This is a genomic window from Pseudoalteromonas maricaloris (assembly GCF_024746855.1).
GTDB classification, from domain to species: Bacteria; Pseudomonadota; Gammaproteobacteria; order Enterobacterales; family Alteromonadaceae; genus Pseudoalteromonas; species Pseudoalteromonas maricaloris.
This window is the reverse complement of the sequence record NZ_CP024626.1, coordinates 1,279,618-1,302,796: the sequence shown is the minus strand read 5'-3', so window position 1 is coordinate 1,302,796 and position 23,179 is coordinate 1,279,618. Positions and strand designations below refer to the sequence as shown.

Sequence of the window (23,179 nt, the reverse complement as noted above, 5' to 3'; positions counted from 1 at the left end):
ATCATAGAAAGATGTGGAATAATCACGGCAGGATCGCACTTTGTAAAAAGGCTTTAACACCCAGTCTTTTTCTGATCTAATAACGCCCACATTATCACTATCTACTTGTTAATTATGTCGTTATTTAGCCACCTTGAACTTGTTGAAGATAAGTATCCTTCTATCAATCTACATCATGATCTTGCTGATGTTTTATTTCTTATCATCTCGGCAGTTTTATCTGGTTGTGAAGGCTGGAAAGATCTCGAGGTGTTCGGGCACAGTAAACTGCCCTCGCTCAGGCAGTTCCGAGCATTTAGAACACCAAATCGCTAATACCCACCACTAATTTGCACCTTCTAAAGATATCACCTAAGCTTTAACTCTGCACTCAAAGGATTGAAGAAACCAAACTATGGCAACTGCCCGTAAAAGACAAATCAGTTTAACCGACACCAAATACTACCACTGTATCTCCCGTTGCGTAAGGCGCGCCTTTCTGTGCGGTGAAGATAAATTTACCGGAAAATCATATGAGCACCGCCGAGATTGGGTTGAAGAAAAGCTCCTGATGTTGGGGTCTGTGTTTTGTATTGATATCTGTGCTTATGCTGTGATGAGTAATCACACTCACATTGTTTTATATGTTGATGATAAAAAGGCTAAGCGGATGTCGGATGAAGCGATTGTGATAAGATGGCACAAGTTGTTTAAGGGTAATTGGATAAGCCAAAAGTTTATTGAAGGTGAACCACTCAATGAGTCGGAACAATTGATATTCGACGAGCTGGTTGATGAGTACAGAGAAAGACTCGCAGATATTAGCTGGTTTATGCGAGTGCTTAACGAAGACATCGCCCGTAGAGCAAACAAAGAAGATAATTGTACAGGCCGATTTTGGGAAGGACGATTCAAATCCCAAGCATTACTGGATGAAGCAGCACTGGCTGCTTGTCTCGCTTACGTAGACTTAAACCCTATTAGAGCCAAAATTACCGCAACGCCTGAAACCTCTGACTACACCAGCATCAAAAAACGCATAGGACATGCAAAGCTGGGAAAACAGCCAAAAAGCCTACTACGTTTTGCTGGCAGCCCACGAAAACATATGCCAAAAGGCCTACCTTTTGAACTCAAATCCTATATTGAATTAGTTGAACTCACAGGCCAATGTATCCGCGCCGACAAACGAGGCTATATCTTTGAGTTTCAACCCATTCTTACTCGATTAAATATAGAGCCTGAGAACTGGATAAAACTCACTACGCAATTTTCTCAGGTATTTCATGGTGCAGTGGGCCGAGAGCGAACAATAACCGCTTACTGCGAAACACTGCAAAAACGACGACGGACAAACCTAACAAACTGCGAGCACTTGCTAGCTTAGCAAAACTCACATTCTCAATTCTAGAATTTTCTTACTGATGTATTTGCAGCGCTTTGTCGTGCGCGATAGCTCAGTTTTGATGTAGAGATATGCTGAGTGCTAAAAAACAACCAATCGATAAACGTTTTTGACCGAAGTGATGGAAGTGCTTTCATATTTTTTACTTCACCTCCTTAGCTTGGATGTTTAAGGTGGTGGGTGTCACTTATTTTTTCAAGGTGGTGGGTGTCACTTATTTTTTCTTTTATTTTTTCCTTTCCAATCCCCCCATTCATTAATGTATTAAGTAATCTGAGCTGCGGGTGATTAAGGCAAATTTTAAATACAATAAGTTTGCTCATTCTTCATCCAATCTCAAGTTAAGTACTAGAATGCAGCCCAATACTAACAACACACCCACTCCAATACAGCGCATAAACTCAACTTGATTGGATAAGTTAAAATCAAAATACTACTCATTTATGCACCTAAATAGGAAAAAGTAGATATTTTTTTCGTTCTACCTTTGACAATCATTAATATACAGCTAACTTTGTTACCAACCTGTTTCAAAGGTTAATTTTAAAATAATTATAAATAGGAACAATAAGATGAAAAAAACACTACTTACTTTGTCCATCATGTCGACGTTTGGTGCTACTACCGTTTTTGCACAAGATGCAACGTATCAAGGAGCAGCCGTGGATGCCGAAATTGCGAATACCTGCATCGTGCGTTTTAAAGATGATGTTTCAAAGTTTGATGTTGAAGGTAAAGCGCGTGGCATGGTCGCAAAAGCGAATGCACAAGCGAAACATGTCTATAAAAATACCATTAAAGGCATGGCCGTGAACATGAGCTGTGACAAAGCTAAATCCGCGTTTGCAGGAAATAGCGATGTGATGCGCTTTACTCCCGATGGTAAAGTGTATGCAAGCCCGGCAAAAGCAAAGGGAAAACCAGGTGGTGGTAGTAACCCACAAACAACACCTTGGAGCGTAACGCGTGTTGGCGGTCCTGTGAATGGCAACGGTTATACCGCTTGGGTGATTGATACTGGTATCGACTTAGATCATCAAGATTTAAACGTTGACGCAAGCCGCGGTTTCTCTGCTTTTTCTAGCGGTAGAAATGCAGGTATGGACGACGGCAACGGTCACGGCACACACGTAGCGGGTACGATTGGCGCGCTCGATAACGATATTGATGTAGTGGGTGTTGCAGCGGGCACCACTGTAGTTCCAGTAAAAGTGTTAGATGCTCGTGGCTCAGGCAGCTGGTCAGGTGTTTTAGCTGGTGTCGATCACGTTGCGGTCAATGCAAGTCCTGGCGACTGCGCAAATATGAGCTTGGGTGGCGGCTTCAACCAAGAGCTAAATGATGCTGTTGAAAGCGCAGCTCAACAATCTGGTGCTTTCTTTGTGGTAGCCGCTGGTAACGAAAGCCAGCACGCGGCAAATGTATCTCCAGCTAGTGCTTCACACAACCGTGTATTCACTATTTCAGCGACCGATTCAAATGACCGTTTTGCAAGCTTTTCAAACTATGGCAACCCACCTGTAGACTATGCAGCTCCTGGTGTTGGCATTTTATCACTGAAAAATGGTGGTGGAACAACAACGATGTCAGGCACTTCAATGGCTTCACCTGCGGCCTGTGCTGTGATCATGATGCGAAATGGTAACCCAGGTACTGATGGTAAAGCATCGAACGATCCTGATGGCAATGCAGATAGCATCGTTCATCTTTAATATGGCTTAGAGAGCACCTAGTGGTGCTCTTCTCCTCTTCCGAATCCCCTTCCCTGCTCAATAAACTATTGTTACAAATAAACACGCCCTATTCTGGAGCTGACCCTTAATATGTTGCTAAACTGAGCACAACAATAACAATCAAATTAACTGGAATCGCTATGTCATTACAAAAATGGGGAGGTGTCGCAGCACTCACAGAAGCGGCGACTTATTTATTTGGTTTTGTTTTATTTTTTGGGGTGTTGGACTCTAGTGAGCACAATACGCCAACGCTTTATCTAGATTTTTTTGTGCAAAATCGCGATACCTTTTTTCTTGGTTATATCGTTATTGGGATTATTTTCAGTTTTTCCCTGATTGTGTTGGTGCAAGCAATTCATCAACGCTTTCACACAATGTCACCTGACTGTATGAAGTTTGCTAGCATTGTGGGCTATATTTGGGCGGCGATTGTCCTTGCCAGTACCATGGTTTTTTTAACCAGCATTGAAGCGATTGCAAAATTTCATGAGATGGATCCGGCGCTTGCATTAACGATCAATCGCACCGTTTCGATAGTGGTAGATGCACTTGGCGGTGGCATTGAATTGGTTGGCGCGATTTGGGTGCTTACAATCAGTTGCGTCGGTCTCAAACATAAAATATTTAGCCCACTGCTTCATTATTGGGGTTTGCTTGTGAGTCTAGCAGGGGTTTTAACTTTATTTTCAGGTTTATCTTTCCTTGCCAAGAACCCATTTTTTGAGATTACTACGGCTATATTTGGTCTCGGACAAATCCTATGGTTTATTGGATTAGGCGTGATGCTATTGAGGAATAAGACATCATCAGTGGTCGCTCCCGACTAAGTTAGGCACAACCACTGCAGGAATAATATCCCCAAGAGGCGATTGAAAAGTTATCGCCAAAACCACGCGTTTACTCAGGTTCTGGCAGCACAGGAGGCGTACTATCCATATAAGTCAAAAAGTTAGCCCAAAGAGTATGGGTTCTGGTTTTAACTAACTCCTTACGACATTCGAGTGCCATCACACCACGAATAGTACCTTCTCGCCATTGGGTATATACCGCGCCACAGTGTGCATCGAGATAGCTTTGCCACGCCAACTGCGAAGCTTTAATCGCTTCCACCAGTTGCTCATCAAAGGCATTATGCTCAAGGCTTTTTTGGTAGTAACGTTCAAGTGTTTCAGTTCTGACGTTAAGCTCGCTCATTGCACACTCGTTGATGTCTATGGTTGAGATAGGATTTTCACACACATCTCCTCCCGCCAACGTGATTTGGCTATGTAATAAAAACAATGCGGCAGCTATTAGTCTCATGGTATTTCCTTTTGTGTTTAACCTTTAATGAGTTTCAGCATATTACCGATGGAATCGAGGTTAATTCCACCCATCAGCTCTGGATTATTCAACGCATAGAGGTAATCATCTATCAAGGTGCAGTCAACCTCGTCACGCAGTTCAATAAACCCAGCCCAATTTTCGAGGTCATCTTCGTCGATTTCACCACTGAGATATTTTGCCAATACCACACTTAACATCGCCTTGCTAATAGCAAGCGATACTGCACTGTTATCGCTCAATAGGATATTTAACGCCTGCGCTTTGTGTGGGCCGAATGTAACAAATTCGGCCAGTGCTTGTTGCTTATTCATGATTTTTCTCCAGCTCTGCGACCAAAGCAAATAACTCACTCAGCCCAGCTTGCTGATGCTCGACTTCTTGCGCCGCAAAGCCTAAGCGAATATGACTTAAACTACTAGCCTTATCGAGGGTAAATTCAGGCTCACATTGTACGTAAATCCCTTTTTCAAGCGCCTTTTCGGATAATCTCGAGACGTCGCGTTTGCTGTTTACCCAATACGCCATGCCGCCTTGTGGCATTTCAAAGTCGATATCTAATTTGGCTTTAAGCTCGCTAAGGTGCTGCCCCATCGCCTGATGGCGTACTTGATAGGCTTTGGTCATGCGGCGTAAATGGCGCTCAAATCCGCCCTCTTCCATCCAGTAAGCCACAGCCAACTGGGTAAGGGCATCATTTTTGTGATTAAGTAGCTGTTTACGTGCCACCAATTGCGCGAGCACATCTGCCCGTGCACTCATATAGCCCACACGAGCACCGGCAAACATGATTTTTGAGAAGGTAGAAATATAAATCACAATACCACTTGGGTCGCTTGCCGCCATAGGCTGCAACGGCGGGCAGAGATAATGAAACTCATGGTCGTAATCGTCTTCAATAATAAACACGCCATACTGCTGGCACAGCTGATAAATCGCCATGCGCCTCGGTACAGATAAAGTCACTGTAGTTGGATATTGATGTAGAGGAGTTAAGTACAGCAACTTCACCTTATTTTGTTCAAGGCAGCGTGCCAAGGCCTCCACTTTAATGCCTTCTGCGTCTTGTGCTAAAGCAAAAATTTCAGCACCTGCATTGGTAAAAGTATGCCGCGCAGGTGGATAGCCAAGCATTTCGATGGCAACACCATCACCTGGATTAATAAATGCGTTTGCCACCAAAAAAAGCGCTTCTTGGGAGCCATTACAAATCAGCAAGTCATCACATACTAGCCCCCTTGCTCGGCGCAAATACGCCTGAATTTGGGATTTCAGTAACTCGCACCCCGCAATGTCTGAATAGTGAAAATGACTGACATTGGTTTTGCGACACGCCTTTACCAAAAACCGCTTAAACTCATCATAGGGAAAGGCATGAAGATCTGGTAAGCCCCCTGCAAAACTATAGCGGTAGGCCGTACGCTTAGTGCTGCTCACTGGTGCCAATGTTTTAGCAAATTGCGGTACGATTTGTGGTGTAGAAGGCACCTCTGAAGTTATCTGTTGGCTACTGAAAATAGGCAATTCAGTATTGACTCGATAGCCGCTACGCTCTTTAACCACCAGCCAGCCTTCAGCTACCAGATTTTGTAGGGCATTCATCACAGTGTGCCGGTTCATACCATGTAACTCAGCCAGCTTTCGGGCGGAAGGAAGTTTGTCACCGGGTGTGAGCTTACCCTCAGTAATGGCGCAGCGTAAAACATCTGCTAAGCGTTTATGCTTAGCATCTTGAGACTGTATTTCTGGGCTAATAGAAATCAAAACTGGTCTAATTAAATTATTAAATCTGGTTGTTTTATATCAACCAAAATCAGCGCAATATGCAAGCATTAAAACACAGAATGAATGAAATATTGATGTTTTCAAAACAAACGCTAGAATCCAATCGCGTTAAGCTCATCCCACTTGAAGCCGCGCATTTACCTGAGTTATTGGCTCGAGGCAAAAAAACTGAGATCTGGAAATGGGTATTTAATAATTATTGTCGCGATCAAAAAACCATAGAGCAATGGTTTTACGGCTCTGCGCAGTTTGACGAAAGCGAACAACTGGTTGTTGCAATCATTGATAAAGACTCAGGTAAACTGGCTGGTAATAGCCGCTTGTTTAGACTTGATAAACTCAACCTAAGTGCCGAAATCGGCCACACTTTTATTGGTACTGAATTTCAACGCACGCATGTTAATACCCACGCCAAATACCTGTTGCTCAAATATGCCTTTGAAGCGATTGGATTGGTACGTGTGCAATTTCAAACGCATGAATGTAATCATAAGTCTCGTAATGCCATCGCACGCCTAGGTGCCCATTTTGAAGGCTTGTCGTTAAAAGATAGACGCCTGCCTGACGGAAGTTATCGTAATACGGCACGATTTGCCATCACCGACGAGATGTGGCCTGAAGTGAAAGCGAGGTTGGAGGAAAAGTTATGAGTTACCCAAGAAATTACTACGTTGAAAGCAATCCGAACATACTCAGATCTGTGATCACAAAACACCCGCTGGCTACGCTGACGGTGATACAGGAAGGCAAGATAAACACCGTTTTTGTACCGCTAACATTAAGTGATGACCATGCTTATTTACTTGGACACGCTACAAAAGATAACCCAATTTTCCACGCGGACGGTGTTATTCAAGCAGTTTTCCACTGTGAAGATCATTACCTCTCACCCGCAGTTATCTCTGACATTAAGCTCCCCACGTGGTTGTACGCAAATGTGATAGTTGAAGGTGAACTCGCGCTTATTACTACTGACGATGAAAAATACGCGTCAATGCAAGCGCAAATAACGCATTTTGAGCAGTTTTCAAATAGTGATTGGCAGCTTGATAGCGTGCCTGCCAATCAACGCCAATCGCTGTTTAACGCCATTAACTTTTTCAAGATTAAAATCAATACGATGCATGGCGCTTTTAAGTTAAGCCAAAACCAGTCGAGTGATATTCGCGAAAAAATCAAAATACATTTAACGCCATCCAAACCAATGTTAGCCAGTTATGTGTGTTAATTGCTAAACTCATACTGCATTCATGGTTGAAGTGCTTGAATCTTAAAGACCAGCAAGCAATTTCTATCTCAATGCGTTATTTCAAAAACCTAATAACAAAATTTATTTTGATGATGCAAAAGTGGCCCGGCCTGATGGCTGTGCTAGCTTTTTGTAGCGGTATAGCAAGCTTTATTTTGGTTGAACGGAAAGAGTCGTTTTCACAGATCATCGCTCTGCTTTTACTCACCAGTTGGCTGTGGCTTATTATTGATAACTGGCTTCGCGACCAAGTGGAGCAACGTTTTGGTATTGTGTTGTCACCCAACTTTATGCGCTTTGCCCTACAAATGGTGCAACAGGAAAGCCTATTCTTCGCACTGCCTTTTTTCTTGGCTGCCACGACATGGAATCATCCACAGGCCGCGTTTACCTGCTTAATTGCACTCTGCGCGTTTATCTCCGTTGTAGACCCGATATATTACAAAAAGCTAGCCCGGCACAATGTGCTGTTTATGGTATTCCACAATTTTGCTTTGTTTGTTGTGATTTCAGTTACGCTACCGATTTTGCTTAACCTGACAACTGACCAAAGTATACAAATAGCGCTAGTCACCGCTATTATTCTTACCCTACCGAGTCTTGGCAATGTTATGCCACACGCAAGATGGTGGCGTTTTCCCTTATTGGCTCTGCTGCTAAGTACACTTAGCGCTGGTTTGTGGCAGTTACGTAGCTGGGTTCCCCCGGCGGCCTTACGACTCACCGATATAGCACTGGCTTATGAGGTTGATAGGCAACAACGAAAACCGATGAATAGTATCCAACACCTCGATACCCACTCGCTTCACGAACAAGGCTTATACAGTTGGAGCGCGGTAAAAGCACCACGGGGACTAAACGAAAAGATCTTTCACGTGTGGGTACACAACAAACAAGTCGTTGACCGAATCCCCTTAAATATTAGCGGTGGACGCGAGGAAGGCTATCGTGCTTGGAGCCATAAAACCAACTTTCCCGCCGACTCAACAGGTAAGTGGGAGGTGCATGTTGTCACCAATTCAGGACAACTGATTGGCCTTACAAAATTTACTGTCTCTCCTTAGGAAAGTTTTAAGGAATTACAATCAATTATCGACACCGAAGCGCGGTGATCGCTTTATTATGATATGGTTAAGCGCCTCTTTTTTAACTCAAGGAAATCTATGACTGATTTTTCCGTTTTACCAGACGAAAACTCGAAGCGATTTGTTGCTGTGCTCAATAAGAAAGTTGAACTTGGTCGGCTTTTTAATGCGATTGGCCATATGACCGCTGGGCTCATTGACCAAATTGGTAATACCGATGAGCTCTGTTTTTTACCGTATCAAGACAAAGATGGCGGCATTCACCCATCGATTTCGCACTACCCTTTTATTGTGCTTAAAGCGGATAATAGTAATAAAATCAGAAAAGTGCGAGCAGAGCTTGAGGCTCGGAACATCCCCTTTACCGATTTTACAGATACCATGATTGTTGGCACATCCGAACAGCAAGTAAGCGCCACCGCTGAAACACCAGAACAAGACTTAGAGTACTTTGGCATTTGCATGTTTGGCGATAGCACAGAGCTTAAAGAATTTACTGGGAAATTCAGTTTGTTTAAATAGTAATAGGTTTATTTTCGGTCTTACTGATTTGGTTGTAATTTAGGTTTAATAGATGAAACTGCTTTCAAGTATTGCGCTGGTCATTGTTGTGTTACTAGTCACCCTAAATATGAGTAATTTGCCTTGGGAATTAAGATTTGCGGCTCCTCAGCATAATTACCTTTTCGTTATGATACTGGCCATCATCTTACCCGCTTCTGTGTTGCTGTGGTCGTTATTTCGACACACCAAGTTACTCAAAGTGTCTGGCTTCTTAGTCGCTTTGGCCGCAGCAGTGCCGAGTTTCATCGTATTTATCTTTGCCGCTGGTGATTATTCCGAGATCAAACGAAGCGGCGTTGACAACTCCTTTGCCGAACTTAATCGACTAAACATCAATGACGATAGCTATGTACTTTACCGAACCAACGGTGGTGCCACCACCTCATATGGTTTGGTTTTACGCTTAGAGCGAGAAATCGGGTTTGGTCTTCATGCGGTAAAGGTCGTTCATAGCAAATACAAAGCCGCAGAAGGTCAGCTGGAGTTGCTTTCTGAGAGCCAAATAAAAATGCAGATCCAGCCTTATGATGCGCAAGACCAAATGGAAGTGGTGGTGTTAGATATTTAAAATGCTTTCAAGGCCGCAGCGTAAAGCACATGATAAAAGCGACAAGATCACTGTGTAAAACAGCTCCTACTGCGTAGCGTAAATAGGCTTGTAGGAGGCGATTTACCCGCCGAGGGTTTATATTTTCCAACGAATTTTTGATGAAGAAATCCCCTCATCTCACCAGCCAAAAATTCAATATAAAAACAACAAGATCGCTGTGTGAAACAGCTCCTCCCTGTAGTGAAGTCATGCTTGTAGGAGGCGATTCATTCGCCGAGCAGTTTATGTTTTCCAACGAATTTTTGATGAAGAAATTCCCTCATCTCACCGGCCAAAAATCCAATATAAAAACAACAAGATCGCTGTGTGAAACAGCTCCTCCCTGTAGTGAAGTCATGCTTGTAGGAGGCGATTCATTCGCCGAGCAGTTTATGTTTTCCAACGAATTTTTGATGAAGAAATTCCCTCATCTCACCGGCCAAAAATCCAATATAAAAACAACAAGATCGCTGTGTAAAACAGCTCCTACTCGGTAGTGAAGTCATACTTGTAGGAGGCGATTCACTCGCCGAGCAGTTTATGTTTTCCAACGAATTTTTAATGAAGAAATCCCCTCATCTCACCAGCCAAAAATCCAATATAAAAACAACAAGATCGCTGTGTAAAACAGCTCCTACTACGTAGCGTAAATAGGCGTGTAGGAGGCGATTCACTCGCCGAGCAGTTTATGTTTTCCAACGAATTTTTGATGAAGAAATCCCCTCATCTCACCAGCCAAAAATTCAATATAAAAACAACAAGATCGCTGTGTAAAACAGCTCCTACTGTGTAGCGTAAATACGTGTGTAGGAGGCGATTCACTCGCCGAGCAGTTTATGTTTTCCAACGAATTTTTGATGAAGACCCCCCCCCCTCATCTCACCAGCCAAAAATTCAATATAAAAATAACAAAGTCGCTGTGTAAAACATCTCCTACCTCAAGGTGAAACCAAGCAAAAAGCCGATACTGGCTTTTTGCTCTTCGTATTTAACACTGTTAAATAATTGTCTTACGGGTTCTTAGGCGATTAAAGTTAACGTAAACCTTTTTACCACAGTCTAATTTAACTGTGAAACCCGAATGCTCCTCTTTGATTTCAATGAGTTTTTCATAATTCTCTTGGAAGTAGGTCTTCGTCGGGATGGATGCGTCTTTAAAGCTGATAAACGCGCCGTATGCCCCTTCAATAGTGGTGTCGCGGCTAACTTCAATCCAATCAAGTGCACGGTTTACATAGCGGTATACTGGATTTGCTTGACCAAGGCGTTTGCTGTCGTAACTGCCGTCGTATTTTAACTCGGTATTCCACCAAGTTTGGTATTGAATGGTGTACTGCGCAGTAGTATAAGGAAAGGCAACACGCTTCTTAGCATCATCACACGTATCATTGGCATAAAACTTACCCGAAATGGCTCCTAAAGTGACGTAACTAAATAGTCCAAGTGGGGCATTTTGTGCAAACAGTAAAGGCGATGTGAGTGAACGCAATAGCGCCAACTTGCCTTGTTCAGTAAGGCCAGACTCACGCACTAGCTTTGAGGTGATCTTGTGTGGCGCTGGGGCATCAAAATCTGGTGTAAATGGTTCCCCATCAAGGCTTGCAGCTAACGTTCCTTTTAATCCCAGTTTTTTGAGATTAGCCAAGGAGTTTCGTGACCAGTCAGACATCAATGCTTCACTATAATTCTGCTTGGTGTCCGTGCCCGTCACCTGCACTTTAGCAGCAGGAAAATACTGCTTAGCAAACTGAACCAGCGCCTTTTCGGAGCCTTGCCAATAGCCGTACATAGTGCTTGGGTGCGCTAACGCTTTTTCGTAACCAGATGATTTTTTACACTCGCTAACATCTGGTATGGCGTTGATTTTTAGGTTAGTACCAACTAAGTTCTCGGTATCCTTTCCCGTATCGTTAATCGCATCTTCCCACTGGCTGAGCAGCTGCCAAGTTGCTAAGTCTGTAGAGCCAACCGCCTCATTATTCCAGTTAATTTCAAAGCGGTGGATTTCATCAGGTAGCTCAAAAGCTTTAACTCTAAACTCCGTCACTATTCCATAACTTAACGCCCCGCCTCCGCGTAGCGCCCATAAGATATCTTCGTTTTCAGTTTCAGATACCTCAACTCTCGAGCCATCTTGCAAAATAACAGTCGCACCAACGAGTGACTCACAGCACATCCCTTTTGCTCGCGTCCACGGGCCCCAACCACCGCCTTGAATATACCCAGCTAACCCAACCGTGGCGCAAGTGCCGTGCGGAATGGTTAACGGCGGAATATCTTTATAACCAGATTCTGCAAGCTTTGGGACTAATTGATAAAAGCGATATCCAGAACCAATATGAGCGATATAGTCATCGCCTTCTTTCTCAATGGAGAAGTCTTTTAAACCGCTTAAATCCAGTAGCACCACATCTGTGCCGCTACACTCCCCTTCGTGATCATGGCCGCCAGAGCGCACCCGAATGGGTAAGTTAAACGCTATCGCCTCTTGATAGGCGCGCATTACATCATCGGTGTTATTACACATCACAATCACCGAGGGCGAAAACTGAAACCGTGTGTTAAAGATAAGCGCTTTAGCTTGATATTCTCTAAAGCGCTCCATCGAAGTCCCCCCCGTTGGCAATAAAGTAAGCAACTGCTTTGCAGAAAAGCCATGCTTGCTTTCTAACGCGAGTATAAATCCTTGTGTCGCGCGCCAATAGCGGTCGATACGCTTTTGTGCTTCTTCTAACTGAGATTCAGGGATTGGTTTATTGGATTGTTTAGGCATTGTTGTTTCCTTGCGCTGTGCTATTTCCACATGGACAGTCGTCCACTTTGTTACCCGTAATGGCTTCGGCGAGATCTTGTATCGCCGGTGCGAGATCTTTTTTATCAATATTGACTTTAATGAGATATGGCTTACATGGGTTTTCATGAAGCGCAGCAAAAACCCCATTTAGATCCGCGACGGTCTCTACATTCAAATATTCGACAAAATACGCATTCGCTAATGATTTATAGTCCCAACGATGCAGATCATCAAATGGTGCAAATGCGCCCGCAGGAGTAAACGCACAGATATCAACGAACGACTGCTCAATTGCATACACTTGGTTACTCATTACAAACACTGCAGTATTGAGTTTGTTATGGCTAATGGTAGACAGTGTTTGACACATCATCATAAACCCACCGTCGCCGGCAACCACTACACTACGCCGATTGTCAGCCAAGGCTGTGCCGAGTGAACATCCGGTTTCATGACCTAACGACCCCCAAGCAGCGTCACTAATAAAGCGACTTTCATCAATACCAGTTAAACGAGCCGCCATATAAAGCGAAGAGCTTTCACCTAAAATAAGGTTGAAGTCACGCACCTTTTGGCATTGAGCTAGCTGCTTTTGGTATGTGCAAAAGAAGTTTTCGTAGCTGATGGTATCGCAATCTTGTACGGGACTTATCAAATAGGGGTTTTCCGGCAACGAGCAAAGCGCACGATGCTGCATCGGGTAATGCTCAATATACACCGTTAAATCATCAATAAACTGTGCTAAATCGATACCACTAAAACGCTCGCAGTTACCAATTCTTGCTTTGCCCATATTCACGCGGATCAATTCGTTACCTTGCGTTTTTAACATGGTCAGGTAATCGTCGGTGAATATCGCGCCCAACGCTAAAATGCAATCTCGTTTACTAACAAAATCAAACGTTTCAGGCCATGATGCTTCACCCGCATAGGTGCCAACAAACAACTCCTTCCCAAGCCCTTGCGCCTCACTTAATACTGATTTGGCTAGCGTGGTCGTGGTATACGGAATATTGAGAGTACAGAGCAAGCTCTCAACTTCCCTTTGTATGCCAAGCCGCGTGATCTCAATGCCTAATAATACCAATGGCTTCTCAGCCTCTTTGAGTCGGTTGATTACTTTATCGAGTAAACTTGCCATCATCGCAGGATTAGAAGCCGGTTTTGGGATCACTAAATGGCCATCTGGTTTATCACAAGCTGCGCCCCACACGTTTTGCCATGCTTCTAGATAAATAGGCCGCTTTTCACTCATGGCAAGGCGTAACGCATTATCAATAATCTCAGGAGCAGAAGCAGGGTCCGAAAGAATTTCACTGGCGACAGTGACATTTGCAAACACCTTTTTATCAGCGCTATAGTCACCGGTAGAGTGATGAAATAACACGCCTGTTTCTTCAATATCTACACGGTTTTCAGCCGATGGGCTTGCCGATATAACGACAACAGGACTACGCTCGACATAAGCGCCGGCGATGGCGTTTAACACACTGAACGTGCCAACGCCGTATTGCACCGACACCGCGCCAATTCCACGGTATCTTGCATATCCTTCCGCCGCATAGCCTGCCCCTAGCTCGGTTACATCACCTATAGCGTCAATACCAGGAAAGTTATCAAGAGCAGTCATAAATTCTTGCACATAGTCACCAGGCACTTGAAACACCTTATCAAGGCCCAACTGCTTTAACCGCCACAGTAAATGGTCAGCAACCGTAAAATTAGCGGTACTCATGATTAATACCTCGATAAGCGAACTCAGTGACTTCGTCTAGCGTGTCTGAATTGGCATTTGGCTGTTGCGCTGAATGCTGACACGAGCAGCCACCTTTACGGCAATCTACTGGTAAGTAGTTGTGGTGTGACTCAAGCCACTGTTCATACTGGGCTTTGTCTTTGGATAACCAATTAGGCGTTGGTAAATCAAAGAACTCAGCCAATGTTGATTCAGCCGTATTTAACGCCCCTTCTACCCAGCCTTGTTCATAGGAGTATGCTTCGCCAACAATATAGATTTCTTCACTCGCAACCGGGTGACGCATTCTGCACATGATCTCATCGAGACGATAATTGGCTTTCCACTCATGCCAGCCACCGCCATAAGGGTCATCTCCCCATTCTTGGTAGATTGCAGAATATGGCATTGGGAGCGCTTTTTGATTATGTAACGCTTGAATTTGGCGATGTGCCGCTTCAACCATCCCGGTGGTAATTTGATACTGGTTTTTAGGTACTATCTCATTTTCGGTATAACCTTGTGCACCATAGGCTGGCATATAGCCTTGGTAATGCTCGCCCTTTTCTAAACCTTTCCAGTAAGGAATAGTGCCAATATCATTGTAAGAAGCCATTAGCAGCGAGTTGGTATTGGGCTCACCATAGGAGTGCTCTACTTTACATACCTGTTCGCCTTTTTCGTTGGTCTCGTATTCAAGGCATTCTTTTTGATCGCATTCCGTGCCCATGTAATAAGTTTGACGGATTGGTAAGTCAGTGACAGAGCGACCAGCAACAAGGCCCAAACTGCGCCACCAAGGTTGCTCGTATGCCATAAACATCTTAATCGCCTTTTGGATAAGCACAGATGGAATGTTTTCTTTCAACCAAGGGTCGTCAAAGAACGGCGATTCAATTAGCTCAAGCGAGCGCCTTGGCATAGCCAAAATAAGCCGCTTCACTTTAACGCTGTACGCTGGAGCATCTTTATCAACCACTTTCCCACTGCTATTCACTTGTGTTGGTTGAAAAGTGAGTTGATAACGATACTCGCCACAATCATGCAGCTCAATTTTTGCAAGTCGATGCAACATATTAACGCGCTTACAGCGGTCAAGGCAGCCCGGTGCCGCTGCAAACTCTTCACATAACTTCAGCGGTAACGCCTGAAAACCATCTTTTAGGGTCTTAAATACCGTATCATCGCTATATTCAGTGGCAGGCAACTGAGTAACCGCACTGGCATTCGCCACATTGGCATCGTAGCCCCCCGCTTCTTTCATAAAAAGGTATGCTTCGTTACTCAACACATGCTCAAGCAAGTTCCAAAAGCCAAAGCGCCAAATTTCCTTGCCAAACACTTTGACTTTCATCTGCTCTGCAAGAGACATGTCGGCAAACCCCGGGCAGATGAGGTTCATGACTTTAACTTGAAGATCTTCCGGTCCATAGCCTCGCTCTGTTTCTTCAAGCTGGTATGGGATTTTATCTGGACACTCGGCGAAATCACGATATCTAAAATATTGCCCTCGCAGGTAAAAGAGGTTGTTTTCACTACCTGCTTCAGGGGAGCTTTCTGCATTTGAAGGGTATAACGGCAGCTTTGAGCCCATTGGGAAGTCTTTGGTTTGGAGTTTTAGCTCATCCACCAGCGTACTCACCATCACATGATCCTCAGGAATAAAGCGCATTCCACCAAGCTCAGCCACAACGTTGGGCAACCCCGGTAGCGTGCGACTGTACAAACGACCACCGATACGATCGCTATATTCAAATAAGCCTATGCGATGTGTATCACCAAGCTCTTGTTGAAGGCGCCATGCACTATATACACCCGATACACCGCCACCCACAATGGCAATATCTAGTTCTTTATTCATTTTAATATGCTCCTTTAAGCTATTACTTTAAAAGCATATTTAAGGGTCGTGATTTTATCTATTACACCGAGTTACAACAGATTACAGAGACATTACAGCAACTACAAAAACCACTTTTCACTAAATCAACATAGATATGTAACCCAATGTTTTAGCTTAGCTAATCGCATTTATTTTGATTAACGCAAATGCCGTGCAAACGGCAATGACTCAACTCGGTCAAGAAATCCGCATAGTCCTACTTACTTCTTATTCCGCCTAAAAGATGTTTATTAATTAAACAAGTCACTTAGCATGATTTTGGTTTTCTTTTTCACCAATTAGCGCTGACTCGATTAAAACAATTGAAATGAAAGTTTCACAAAAAAACTTCTAAAAAACTCAATTTTTACGCAAACAAACATTGACCTTACCACCGTGGCAATCTTTACAGTTATTTAACTTGGCAGATTCATCCTTAAGGTGAAGTTGACTTTTTATTAACCTCACTTTGTTAGTAGGGCATGGAAATTAATTACTTCGTGCGTTACCGCTTTGGCACATGCTTGTCGGTAAACAAACTAATTAGGCCGTTACTCAAAGGTATTAAACACCTTTAACACAACTACAGATAGAGACTAACGAAATGAAATTAAAAGAAAAAATGGTTGGAGAAGTAGAGCAAAAACTCCTAGAGATGATCCGTATGGATGTCGCTGAACACTACCCGACTGTCTCCGCCTTTTATCTAGAAGGTGGGCATTTTGATCCGCGTTATTCCGCTACCGAATTCTCAATAGATTCAATGGTAAAGGTGTTAAATGTTGCTAACAACGCGATTCTAGAGCACAAGAAAAAACTTAAAGTGGTGCTTGGCGTGTTGATAGACGATCTGGGCTTACAGTGCGGTAGTGAGTCTTGTGATATTTCTGCATCCCCAGCAATGACCACCGACAGCCAAGGGCTTGCGCCATTACCTGACGAGCTAGAAGCCGTATTAAGTGATTACAGCATTGTAAAACGCGACCGTTTAGTACTTCAAGGTGAGCGCAATTGTAAAAACCGTGGGATCCAATCTTTACGTAAAATCATCTCGCAAGATTTAGCAAGTTTCCCACAATTGTCACTCGCAACGAGCAACGGTGTAACTAAAATTCTATTCGAAAACAGTAAGGGAGTAGACATCGTTTTAGCTGAATCAAAAGATAAGGATATATGGACTGCAAAATGCCCGCTTATCATGGCACAGCACTATAAAGACACATACCAAAAAGCACTGAAAATGAACCCTCAAGCAGGGGTATTCCACATTATGGACTTCTCTGAAATGGATGACTTTCACAAAGTCGTGAACGGTACTGAAGTAGCATTAGGACTTTTCCTACAAGACGAAAGCCTTGGCGACAATATCGTTAAGATCTCCAATATCTTCTTGTCTGACTTTGATATGGAAGATTATTCCATTAACACCCAAACCAGCACCCAAGCCGAAGCTTGCGAAGCGTAACGCACGCATTTATCCGCTTCAATTTGACTGTTGCCCCAATTTTATACGGAGATTTTTTATGTCACTCATTACAGCACTAGAGAGTAAGTCCACCACGGAAGCGTCGCTACGCTTTCCTATCTATTTAGACCATAACGCCACAACACCGTGCGACGAAGCTGTGTTACAAGCCATGCTACCTTACTTTTGTAACGACTTTGGTAATGCTGCGAGCATGTATGGTTTACATGGCTGGAACGCCCATAAAGCGGTCGAACAAGCGCGTGAAAAAATTGCAGATGCCCTTGGCGCACAACCTGAAAATTTTATCTTTACTTCTGGTGCGACTGAAAGCAACAACTTAGGGATCCGCGGCGTGTTTCGTGCTTGTAATCACAAAGGCAAACACATTATTACCTCATCGATTGAGCACCCAGCGACGCTTGCAACACTTAGAGATCTAGAACAGGAAGGCGCTCGCGTATCTTATCTTGAGCCGCTACCAGATGGCAGCTTTGATATTGACGCAATGAAGGCCGCAATCACGCCTGAAACGATTTTAATCACCGTGATGTACGCAAATAACGAAATCGGCACCATTAATCCAATCGACGACATTGCCTTTATTGCAAAGCAACATGGCATTCTATTTATGTCTGACGCCACACAAGCGCTAGGCAAGGTCGATATTAATCTGACCACTTGCCCTATTGATATTTTAACTTGCTCGGCACACAAAATTTATGGCCCTAAAGGGGTTGGCGGCCTGTACTTAAGACATCAGCATGGCAATAGAGTGGTTGATATTAGACCGCAGATCACCGGTGGTGGAAGCGAGCAAGGACTACGCGGTGGCACGTTAAATGTGCCTGGCATTGTTGGTTTTGCCAAGGCTGTAGAACTTGCCCAGCGAGAACTGAGCAATGGCGCAATTGACAAAGTTGAGCAGCTAAGAGACAAGCTAGAAGATGGTTTATTGGAGCTACAACAGGTGCAAGTCAATGGCATGAGCGAAGAAAGACTCCCCCATGTTTGTAACGTCTCTTTTCATGACACCGACGGTAAAAAAATGCTGAGCCTATTAAAGAAAAGCATTTCAGTCAGTACCGGTTCAGCTTGTTCGTCAAGCAATCTATCGCCAAGCCACGTATTAACCGCTCTTGGGCTATCGGATGAACTGGCACAGGCAACCATCCGCTTTAGCCTAGGCAGGCATACTACAGAAGCCGAAATTGACTTCGCACTCAACAAAGTTAGAGAAGTCGCAGCGCTAACTTTACTCGTTTAAATAGTACTAAATTATTCCAGAATAAATACTTAAGGAGAAAAATATAACAATGGAAAACCTATCAAATTTAGCCAATGCACTTGATTACTCGGACATTATTCACCTTGAGTTTTACGTGCAGGAGCAGCTTGCAAAGGGGAAAGAAATTTGTGATTTGATCATTGGAGATTTTGACACGCAACAATTTCCGATGCCCGACTACCTTACCGCACAGATCCAGCAAGCCTACGAGAACAAGCATAACGATTATCCCCCGCTTGAGGGGGTGTTATCACTTCGCGATGAGGTAGCAAAACAAACTAAAAAGCGCTTTAACGTCAGCTACAACCCAGATACGGAGATGCTGATCTCTGGCGGTGCAAGACCTTTGCTGTATTCTGCGATGCTCGCCACAGTGAGCGCAGAAGACAAGGTGATCTACCCTGTGCCTTCTTGGAATAACATGTTTTACACCACCATGTGTGGTGGCAAGCACGTGCCAATTGAAACCAGCGAAGCAAATCAGTTTTTACCTACAGCGGAACAGCTTCAAGCGCATATATCTGATGCGCGCCTTATCACCTTATGCTCACCACAAAACCCTAATGGCTCCATGTTTTCAAAGCAACATCTCAGTGAAATCTGCGACATGGTTGTGGCAGAAAACGCGCGCCGCAGAGCGATAAACGCCAAACCACTCTACGTTATCTACGACCAAGTGTACTGGATGCTGACAATGCAAGAGGTTGAGCATTATCATCCGGCGTCGCTTTGCCCAGATATCAAGCCTTACTTAATTGTGGTTGATGCTGGCACCAAAGCTTTTGCCGCAACAGGCATTCGAGTTGGGTGGGCGACAGGCCCACACGAAGTGATAGCAAAAATGCAGGTGTTCCAAGAACATATAGGTGCAATGGCTCCAACGGCAGAGCAACTTGCCACCGCGGTGTTATTTCAAAATGAAGCCTATCTACAAAGCTATTTAGCCGGCTTTAAAGAAAAAATACTAACCTCAATGGCGGTACTGCATCAGGGTGTTCAGGATATGAAAGGCGCAGGCATAGCAATCGATTCATTTATACCAAATGCCGGCATTTATATGACCTTGAAGATCGACGCCATCAATATGGAAACCCCCGATGGAAACGTACTCGAAAATGCAGATCAAGTCAGTCGGTATTTAATTGATAGCGCAGGATTAGCACTGGTGCCATTTGCCAGTTTCGGCTGTCGTTCTAAAGCGTCACAGCTTTGGTATCGCGCTGCCGTTTGTACGATTTCACCGAGTGAAATTGAAGCGGCGCTGCCAAGGTTACAAACTGCACTGCTCGCACTAACCGAGTCAAAACTATTACTCGAAGCTTAGCGCTATTCTACACAACAAAAAAGCCAGTCTTCATCATTGAAGACTGGCTTTTTAACGTTTGGCTATTCTAACCTTCGGCTACTTTAGGCTATTTTGGCAAAGCCCATCTAAAATTGGACAGTTTGCATTTTCGTCACCACTACAGTTGTCCGACAGCTGTTTCAAGGTCTCACGCATTTGCTGAAGTTCATTGATTTTATGCTCAATCTCATTCAAATGATGCTGCGCTATCGATTTGACTTCACGGCTAGTACGGTCTGGGTTTTGTAACAAATCGAGTAAAGATTGGATCTGCGCAATAGGAAACCCCAATTTTCGTGCTTGCTTTATCACACCTAGCAATTGTAATTGTTGCGAGTCGTACAGCCGGTAACCCGCTTCACTTCGTTTGCTGCACTTTAGTAACCCGCTTGCTTCATAATGGCGGATCATCTTTGCCGAGAGCCCAGTACGCTGCGCGGCTTCGCCGATTGTGATCAGTTTTTCCATGACGTTTACTCCTTTGGTTGCCAACGTTGCAATAACAACGCATTGCTAATGACTAGTAAACTACTGGCCGCCATCGCCGCACCTGCAAAAATAGGGTTAAGGTAACCCAGTGCTGCCAATGGAATGCCAATGACATTAAAGATAAATGCCCAAAATAGATTTTGCTTGATTTTGCGATAGGTTAATTTTGCCATCGCTAAAGCAGATGCCACTAAGCTTGGCTCGCCACGCATCAGCGTCATTGCCGACGCGCTTACCGCCACTTCCGTACCGGTAGCCATTGCGATACCAAGATCAGCCTGTGCCAGCGCTGGGGCGTCATTGATCCCGTCGCCAACCATTGCCACACAGTAACCTTGCTGTTGGGCATTAGCAATATACTCAGCTTTGTGCTCTGGCAGAACTTGCGCTTTATAATCGTCCAGTTCTAGCAACTTAGCATTGTACTGTGCACTACTTTGGCTGTCTCCGGTCAACATTGCAACTTTGATCCCTTGCTGCTTAAGCTGTTTGACCGCTGTATAGGCATGAGCTTTAAGCTCGTCAGTAAAGTAGAATAGCGCCAAAAACTCGCAGCTCAGTTCACTATTTTGGCTCACTAACCAAGATAAAGAAGCGCCCGGTATATCTTCTGGTAGCGCAGGCAAAGTTAAGCCTAACTCTTGCATCCAAAAACCGCTCCCCAAATAGACTGTTTTATCTTGGTATTGTGCTTTAACGCCTCTACCCGCAACCACTTTAAAGTCGCTTACAGGAAGTAATGACAATTGCTTTTCTTGTGCTTTGTTTACCACAGCCTTGGCAAGCGGGTGTTCGCTGTATTGCTGTAACGATGCCGCCAGCTGTAACACGTCGTCTTGATGATACGTAAAAGTGTGCATATTGCTAAGCTCTGGTTTGCCCACCGTAAGCGTGCCCGTTTTATCAAAAATCACCATATCGATGGCAGTTGCTTGCTCCAATGCACCAGCATCCTTTACTAAGATCCCATAACGCGCGGCAGTGCCAGTGCCTGCCATAATCGCGGCAGGTGTTGCTAAACCAAGCGCACAGGGGCAAGCAATAACAAGAACAGCCACCGCATTCAGAATACCTGTTGGCCAATCTCCTGTGCTGAGCCCCCATGCAAAAAATGTAATGAGTGCAATCACCAATACCGCTGGTACAAATACCGCACTCACTTTATCCACCAACGCTTGCACTGGTGCTTTCGCGCCTTGTGCTTGTTCTACCAAACGAATAATTTTTGCCAGCGTTGATTCCGCGCCAACACTGGTTGCATCCACTTCAAGCACGCCATCAAGATTCACCGAACCACCAGTAACTTTATCTGTTTGTGCTTTATAAACAGGTACGCTTTCACCGCTGATAAGCGCTTCATCTACCTGTGAGTGACCTTCAACTACAACGCCGTCAACCGGTATACGCTCACCAGGTTTGATCAGTAGTCGTTCGCCGCTTTTTACTGCCCCAGCTGGGACTTCTTGCCAACTGTTATCACGCCAGACCATAGCCGATGTTGGCCTTAAGCTTTCAAGCGCTTTAAGGGCGCTGGTTGTACGTCGCTTGGCTCGATGTTCAAGATACTTACCTAACAGCACCAAACTCAACACGGCACTGCTGCTTTCAAAGTATAAATGTGGAGCGCCATGCTCACCGCTGAATGTCCACCACAAATAAAGCGACAGGCCATACGCTGCACTGGTACCGATGGCCACCAGCAAATCCATATTCCCCGTCCCCGCTTTTATTGCTCCCCACCCGGCACGATAAAAACGCGCACCAAAATAAAACTGAACAGGTGTTGCCAGTGCCCATTGCATCCACGCCGGGAGCATCCAGTTTTGGTTAAACAACATGGCAAACATGGGTAACACCATAGGTAAGGTGAGCGTCAGTGACGCCACTGCAGGGAACCAATCAGCGCGATAAAAGGGAGTTGCGGTCACTTGTTCGCTTAACTCATCCGAGTCAGCTTGTGGCTGTACCACAGTGTAACCGGCGTCGTTAAGCTTGGCTTCTATTTCAGCGAACGGTAATTCTGCCACTAAAGTTAAGGTTAGCTTTTCAGTCGCTAAATTGACCTCGGCTTTAATTACCTGCGGTAATGCTTGCGCCGCCTTTTCCACTCGGCTCACACAAGACGCGCAAGTCATGCCTTTAACTTGATATTGCACTTCACTGGTATTGACCTTGTAGCCAGCATCTTTAACCGCACTCACCAACGCCGATACTTCCGCACTGCCTTCAACAGACACCGCTTCCAAGGCTAAGTTAACACTGGCGCTGACAACGCCAGACACTTTCTCTAAGGCTTTCTCAACTCGGCCAACGCACGAGGCGCATGTCATGCCCGATACATTAAATTTTATTACCTTGTCCATTTCTATCTCCGCAAACGCGTTAACTCTCATTTTTGGACACTAACCCTTACCCTAATGGTAAGGTCAAATAAAATTGTTCATTCATCTAACAGAAGCTTATTGT

At 44.4% G+C, this 23,179-nt stretch carries 21 protein-coding genes and 1 pseudogene; 13 read left to right on the top strand and 9 right to left on the bottom strand.

Annotated features, from left to right (window positions below; all coding sequences use genetic code 11):
- Nucleotides 1–114: 114 nt before the first annotated feature.
- Both CTT31_RS23525 and CTT31_RS23520 read left to right on the top strand, forming a co-directional pair.
- Nucleotides 115–300, top strand: a pseudogene (locus tag CTT31_RS23525) (transposase family protein); the annotation flags it as partial.
- A 94-nt stretch (nt 301–394) separates the two neighbouring features.
- Nucleotides 395–1,366 (top strand): transposase, encoded by a 972-nt coding sequence (locus CTT31_RS23520; RefSeq protein ID WP_260492688.1) that lies wholly within the window; start codon nt 395–397, stop codon nt 1,364–1,366.
- Nucleotides 1,367–1,539: 173 nt separating this feature from the next.
- On the opposite strand, the gene CTT31_RS23515 is transcribed toward CTT31_RS23520, so the two are convergent.
- Complete coding sequence (locus CTT31_RS23515; RefSeq protein ID WP_260492687.1) at nt 1,540–1,707, bottom strand: hypothetical protein; 168 nt, start codon at nt 1,705–1,707, stop codon at nt 1,540–1,542.
- A 249-nt stretch (nt 1,708–1,956) separates the two neighbouring features.
- Between CTT31_RS23515 and CTT31_RS23510 the strand changes: the two genes are divergently transcribed.
- Both CTT31_RS23510 and CTT31_RS23505 read left to right on the top strand, forming a co-directional pair.
- Nucleotides 1,957–3,096: a S8 family serine peptidase gene (locus CTT31_RS23510; protein WP_069022850.1), complete on the top strand. Its 1,140-nt coding sequence runs from the start codon at nt 1,957–1,959 to the stop codon at nt 3,094–3,096.
- A 161-nt stretch (nt 3,097–3,257) separates the two neighbouring features.
- Nucleotides 3,258–3,947: a DUF4386 family protein gene (locus CTT31_RS23505; protein ID WP_211856496.1), complete on the top strand. Its 690-nt coding sequence runs from the start codon at nt 3,258–3,260 to the stop codon at nt 3,945–3,947.
- 70 nt (nt 3,948–4,017) lie between these two features.
- Here CTT31_RS23505 and CTT31_RS23500 read toward each other — a convergent pair whose 3' ends face one another.
- Genes CTT31_RS23500 through pdxR form a run of 3 tightly spaced genes read right to left on the bottom strand, consistent with a single transcriptional unit; the run spans nt 4,018 to nt 6,207 of the window.
- Nucleotides 4,018–4,422: a lysozyme inhibitor LprI family protein gene (locus CTT31_RS23500; protein WP_211856497.1), complete on the bottom strand. Its 405-nt coding sequence runs from the start codon at nt 4,420–4,422 to the stop codon at nt 4,018–4,020.
- Between the two features lie 17 nt (nt 4,423–4,439).
- A complete protein-coding gene (locus tag CTT31_RS23495; RefSeq protein ID WP_211856498.1) occupies nt 4,440–4,757 on the bottom strand; it encodes an RNA-binding protein in 318 nt (105 codons plus the stop codon).
- Nucleotides 4,750–6,207, bottom strand: a complete 1,458-nt coding sequence (pdxR, locus tag CTT31_RS23490) for a MocR-like pyridoxine biosynthesis transcription factor PdxR (protein WP_211856499.1) — start codon at nt 6,205–6,207, stop codon at nt 4,750–4,752. The genes CTT31_RS23495 and pdxR overlap by 8 nt, the downstream gene beginning before the upstream one ends.
- Nucleotides 6,208–6,302: 95 nt before the next feature.
- On the opposite strand from pdxR, the gene CTT31_RS23485 reads away from it, so the two are divergent.
- From CTT31_RS23485 to CTT31_RS23460, 6 genes are all read left to right on the top strand, one after another.
- Complete coding sequence (locus tag CTT31_RS23485) at nt 6,303–6,878, top strand: GNAT family N-acetyltransferase (RefSeq protein ID WP_211856500.1); 576 nt, start codon at nt 6,303–6,305, stop codon at nt 6,876–6,878.
- Nucleotides 6,875–7,456 carry an FMN-binding negative transcriptional regulator gene (locus CTT31_RS23480; RefSeq protein WP_211856501.1) on the top strand — a complete coding sequence of 194 codons (582 nt, stop codon included), beginning with the start codon at nt 6,875–6,877 and terminating at the stop codon, nt 7,454–7,456. The genes CTT31_RS23485 and CTT31_RS23480 overlap by 4 nt, the downstream gene beginning before the upstream one ends.
- A 71-nt stretch (nt 7,457–7,527) precedes the next feature.
- Nucleotides 7,528–8,541: a DUF5924 family protein gene (locus CTT31_RS23475; RefSeq protein ID WP_211857484.1), complete on the top strand. Its 1,014-nt coding sequence runs from the start codon at nt 7,528–7,530 to the stop codon at nt 8,539–8,541.
- A gap of 99 nt (nt 8,542–8,640) precedes the next feature.
- The gene (locus CTT31_RS23470) at nt 8,641–9,084 is read left to right on the top strand and encodes a DUF2000 domain-containing protein (RefSeq protein ID WP_211856503.1); all 444 of its coding nucleotides are present in this window, start codon (nt 8,641–8,643) and stop codon (nt 9,082–9,084) included.
- A gap of 52 nt (nt 9,085–9,136) precedes the next feature.
- Nucleotides 9,137–9,694 carry a hypothetical protein gene (locus tag CTT31_RS23465; RefSeq protein ID WP_211856504.1) on the top strand — a complete coding sequence of 186 codons (558 nt, stop codon included), beginning with the start codon at nt 9,137–9,139 and terminating at the stop codon, nt 9,692–9,694.
- A 140-nt stretch (nt 9,695–9,834) separates the two neighbouring features.
- Nucleotides 9,835–10,212, top strand: a complete 378-nt coding sequence (locus tag CTT31_RS23460; protein WP_260492686.1) for a hypothetical protein — start codon at nt 9,835–9,837, stop codon at nt 10,210–10,212.
- A 500-nt stretch (nt 10,213–10,712) separates the two neighbouring features.
- On the opposite strand, the gene CTT31_RS23455 is transcribed toward CTT31_RS23460, so the two are convergent.
- The 3 genes from CTT31_RS23455 to CTT31_RS23445 are packed head-to-tail and all read right to left on the bottom strand — an operon-like array spanning nt 10,713 to nt 16,105.
- The gene (locus tag CTT31_RS23455; protein WP_039496634.1) at nt 10,713–12,488 is read right to left on the bottom strand and encodes an FAD-binding oxidoreductase; all 1,776 of its coding nucleotides are present in this window, start codon (nt 12,486–12,488) and stop codon (nt 10,713–10,715) included.
- On the bottom strand, nt 12,481–14,244 hold the full coding sequence (locus CTT31_RS23450) for an alpha-keto acid decarboxylase family protein (protein ID WP_211856506.1): 1,764 nt from the start codon (nt 14,242–14,244) through the stop codon (nt 12,481–12,483). The genes CTT31_RS23455 and CTT31_RS23450 overlap by 8 nt, the downstream gene beginning before the upstream one ends.
- Nucleotides 14,231–16,105: a flavin monoamine oxidase family protein gene (locus CTT31_RS23445; RefSeq protein WP_260492685.1), complete on the bottom strand. Its 1,875-nt coding sequence runs from the start codon at nt 16,103–16,105 to the stop codon at nt 14,231–14,233. The genes CTT31_RS23450 and CTT31_RS23445 overlap by 14 nt, the downstream gene beginning before the upstream one ends.
- Nucleotides 16,106–16,730: 625 nt before the next feature.
- Between CTT31_RS23445 and CTT31_RS23440 the strand changes: the two genes are divergently transcribed.
- Genes CTT31_RS23440 through CTT31_RS23430 form a run of 3 tightly spaced genes read left to right on the top strand, consistent with a single transcriptional unit; the run spans nt 16,731 to nt 20,203 of the window.
- Entirely contained in the window at nt 16,731–17,591 is an 861-nt protein-coding gene (locus CTT31_RS23440) for a hypothetical protein (protein WP_211856508.1), read from the top strand.
- A 58-nt stretch (nt 17,592–17,649) separates the two neighbouring features.
- A complete protein-coding gene (locus tag CTT31_RS23435; protein ID WP_260492684.1) occupies nt 17,650–18,858 on the top strand; it encodes a cysteine desulfurase family protein in 1,209 nt (402 codons plus the stop codon).
- Between the two features lie 49 nt (nt 18,859–18,907).
- Entirely contained in the window at nt 18,908–20,203 is a 1,296-nt protein-coding gene (locus CTT31_RS23430) for a pyridoxal phosphate-dependent aminotransferase (protein ID WP_211856512.1), read from the top strand.
- Nucleotides 20,204–20,281: 78 nt separating this feature from the next.
- Here CTT31_RS23430 and cueR read toward each other — a convergent pair whose 3' ends face one another.
- Both cueR and CTT31_RS23420 read right to left on the bottom strand, forming a co-directional pair.
- A complete protein-coding gene (gene cueR / locus CTT31_RS23425; RefSeq protein ID WP_010369762.1) occupies nt 20,282–20,692 on the bottom strand; it encodes a Cu(I)-responsive transcriptional regulator in 411 nt (136 codons plus the stop codon).
- A gap of 5 nt (nt 20,693–20,697) precedes the next feature.
- Nucleotides 20,698–23,076: a heavy metal translocating P-type ATPase gene (locus tag CTT31_RS23420; RefSeq protein ID WP_260492683.1), complete on the bottom strand. Its 2,379-nt coding sequence runs from the start codon at nt 23,074–23,076 to the stop codon at nt 20,698–20,700.
- Between the last annotated feature and the right edge of the window lie 103 nt (nt 23,077–23,179).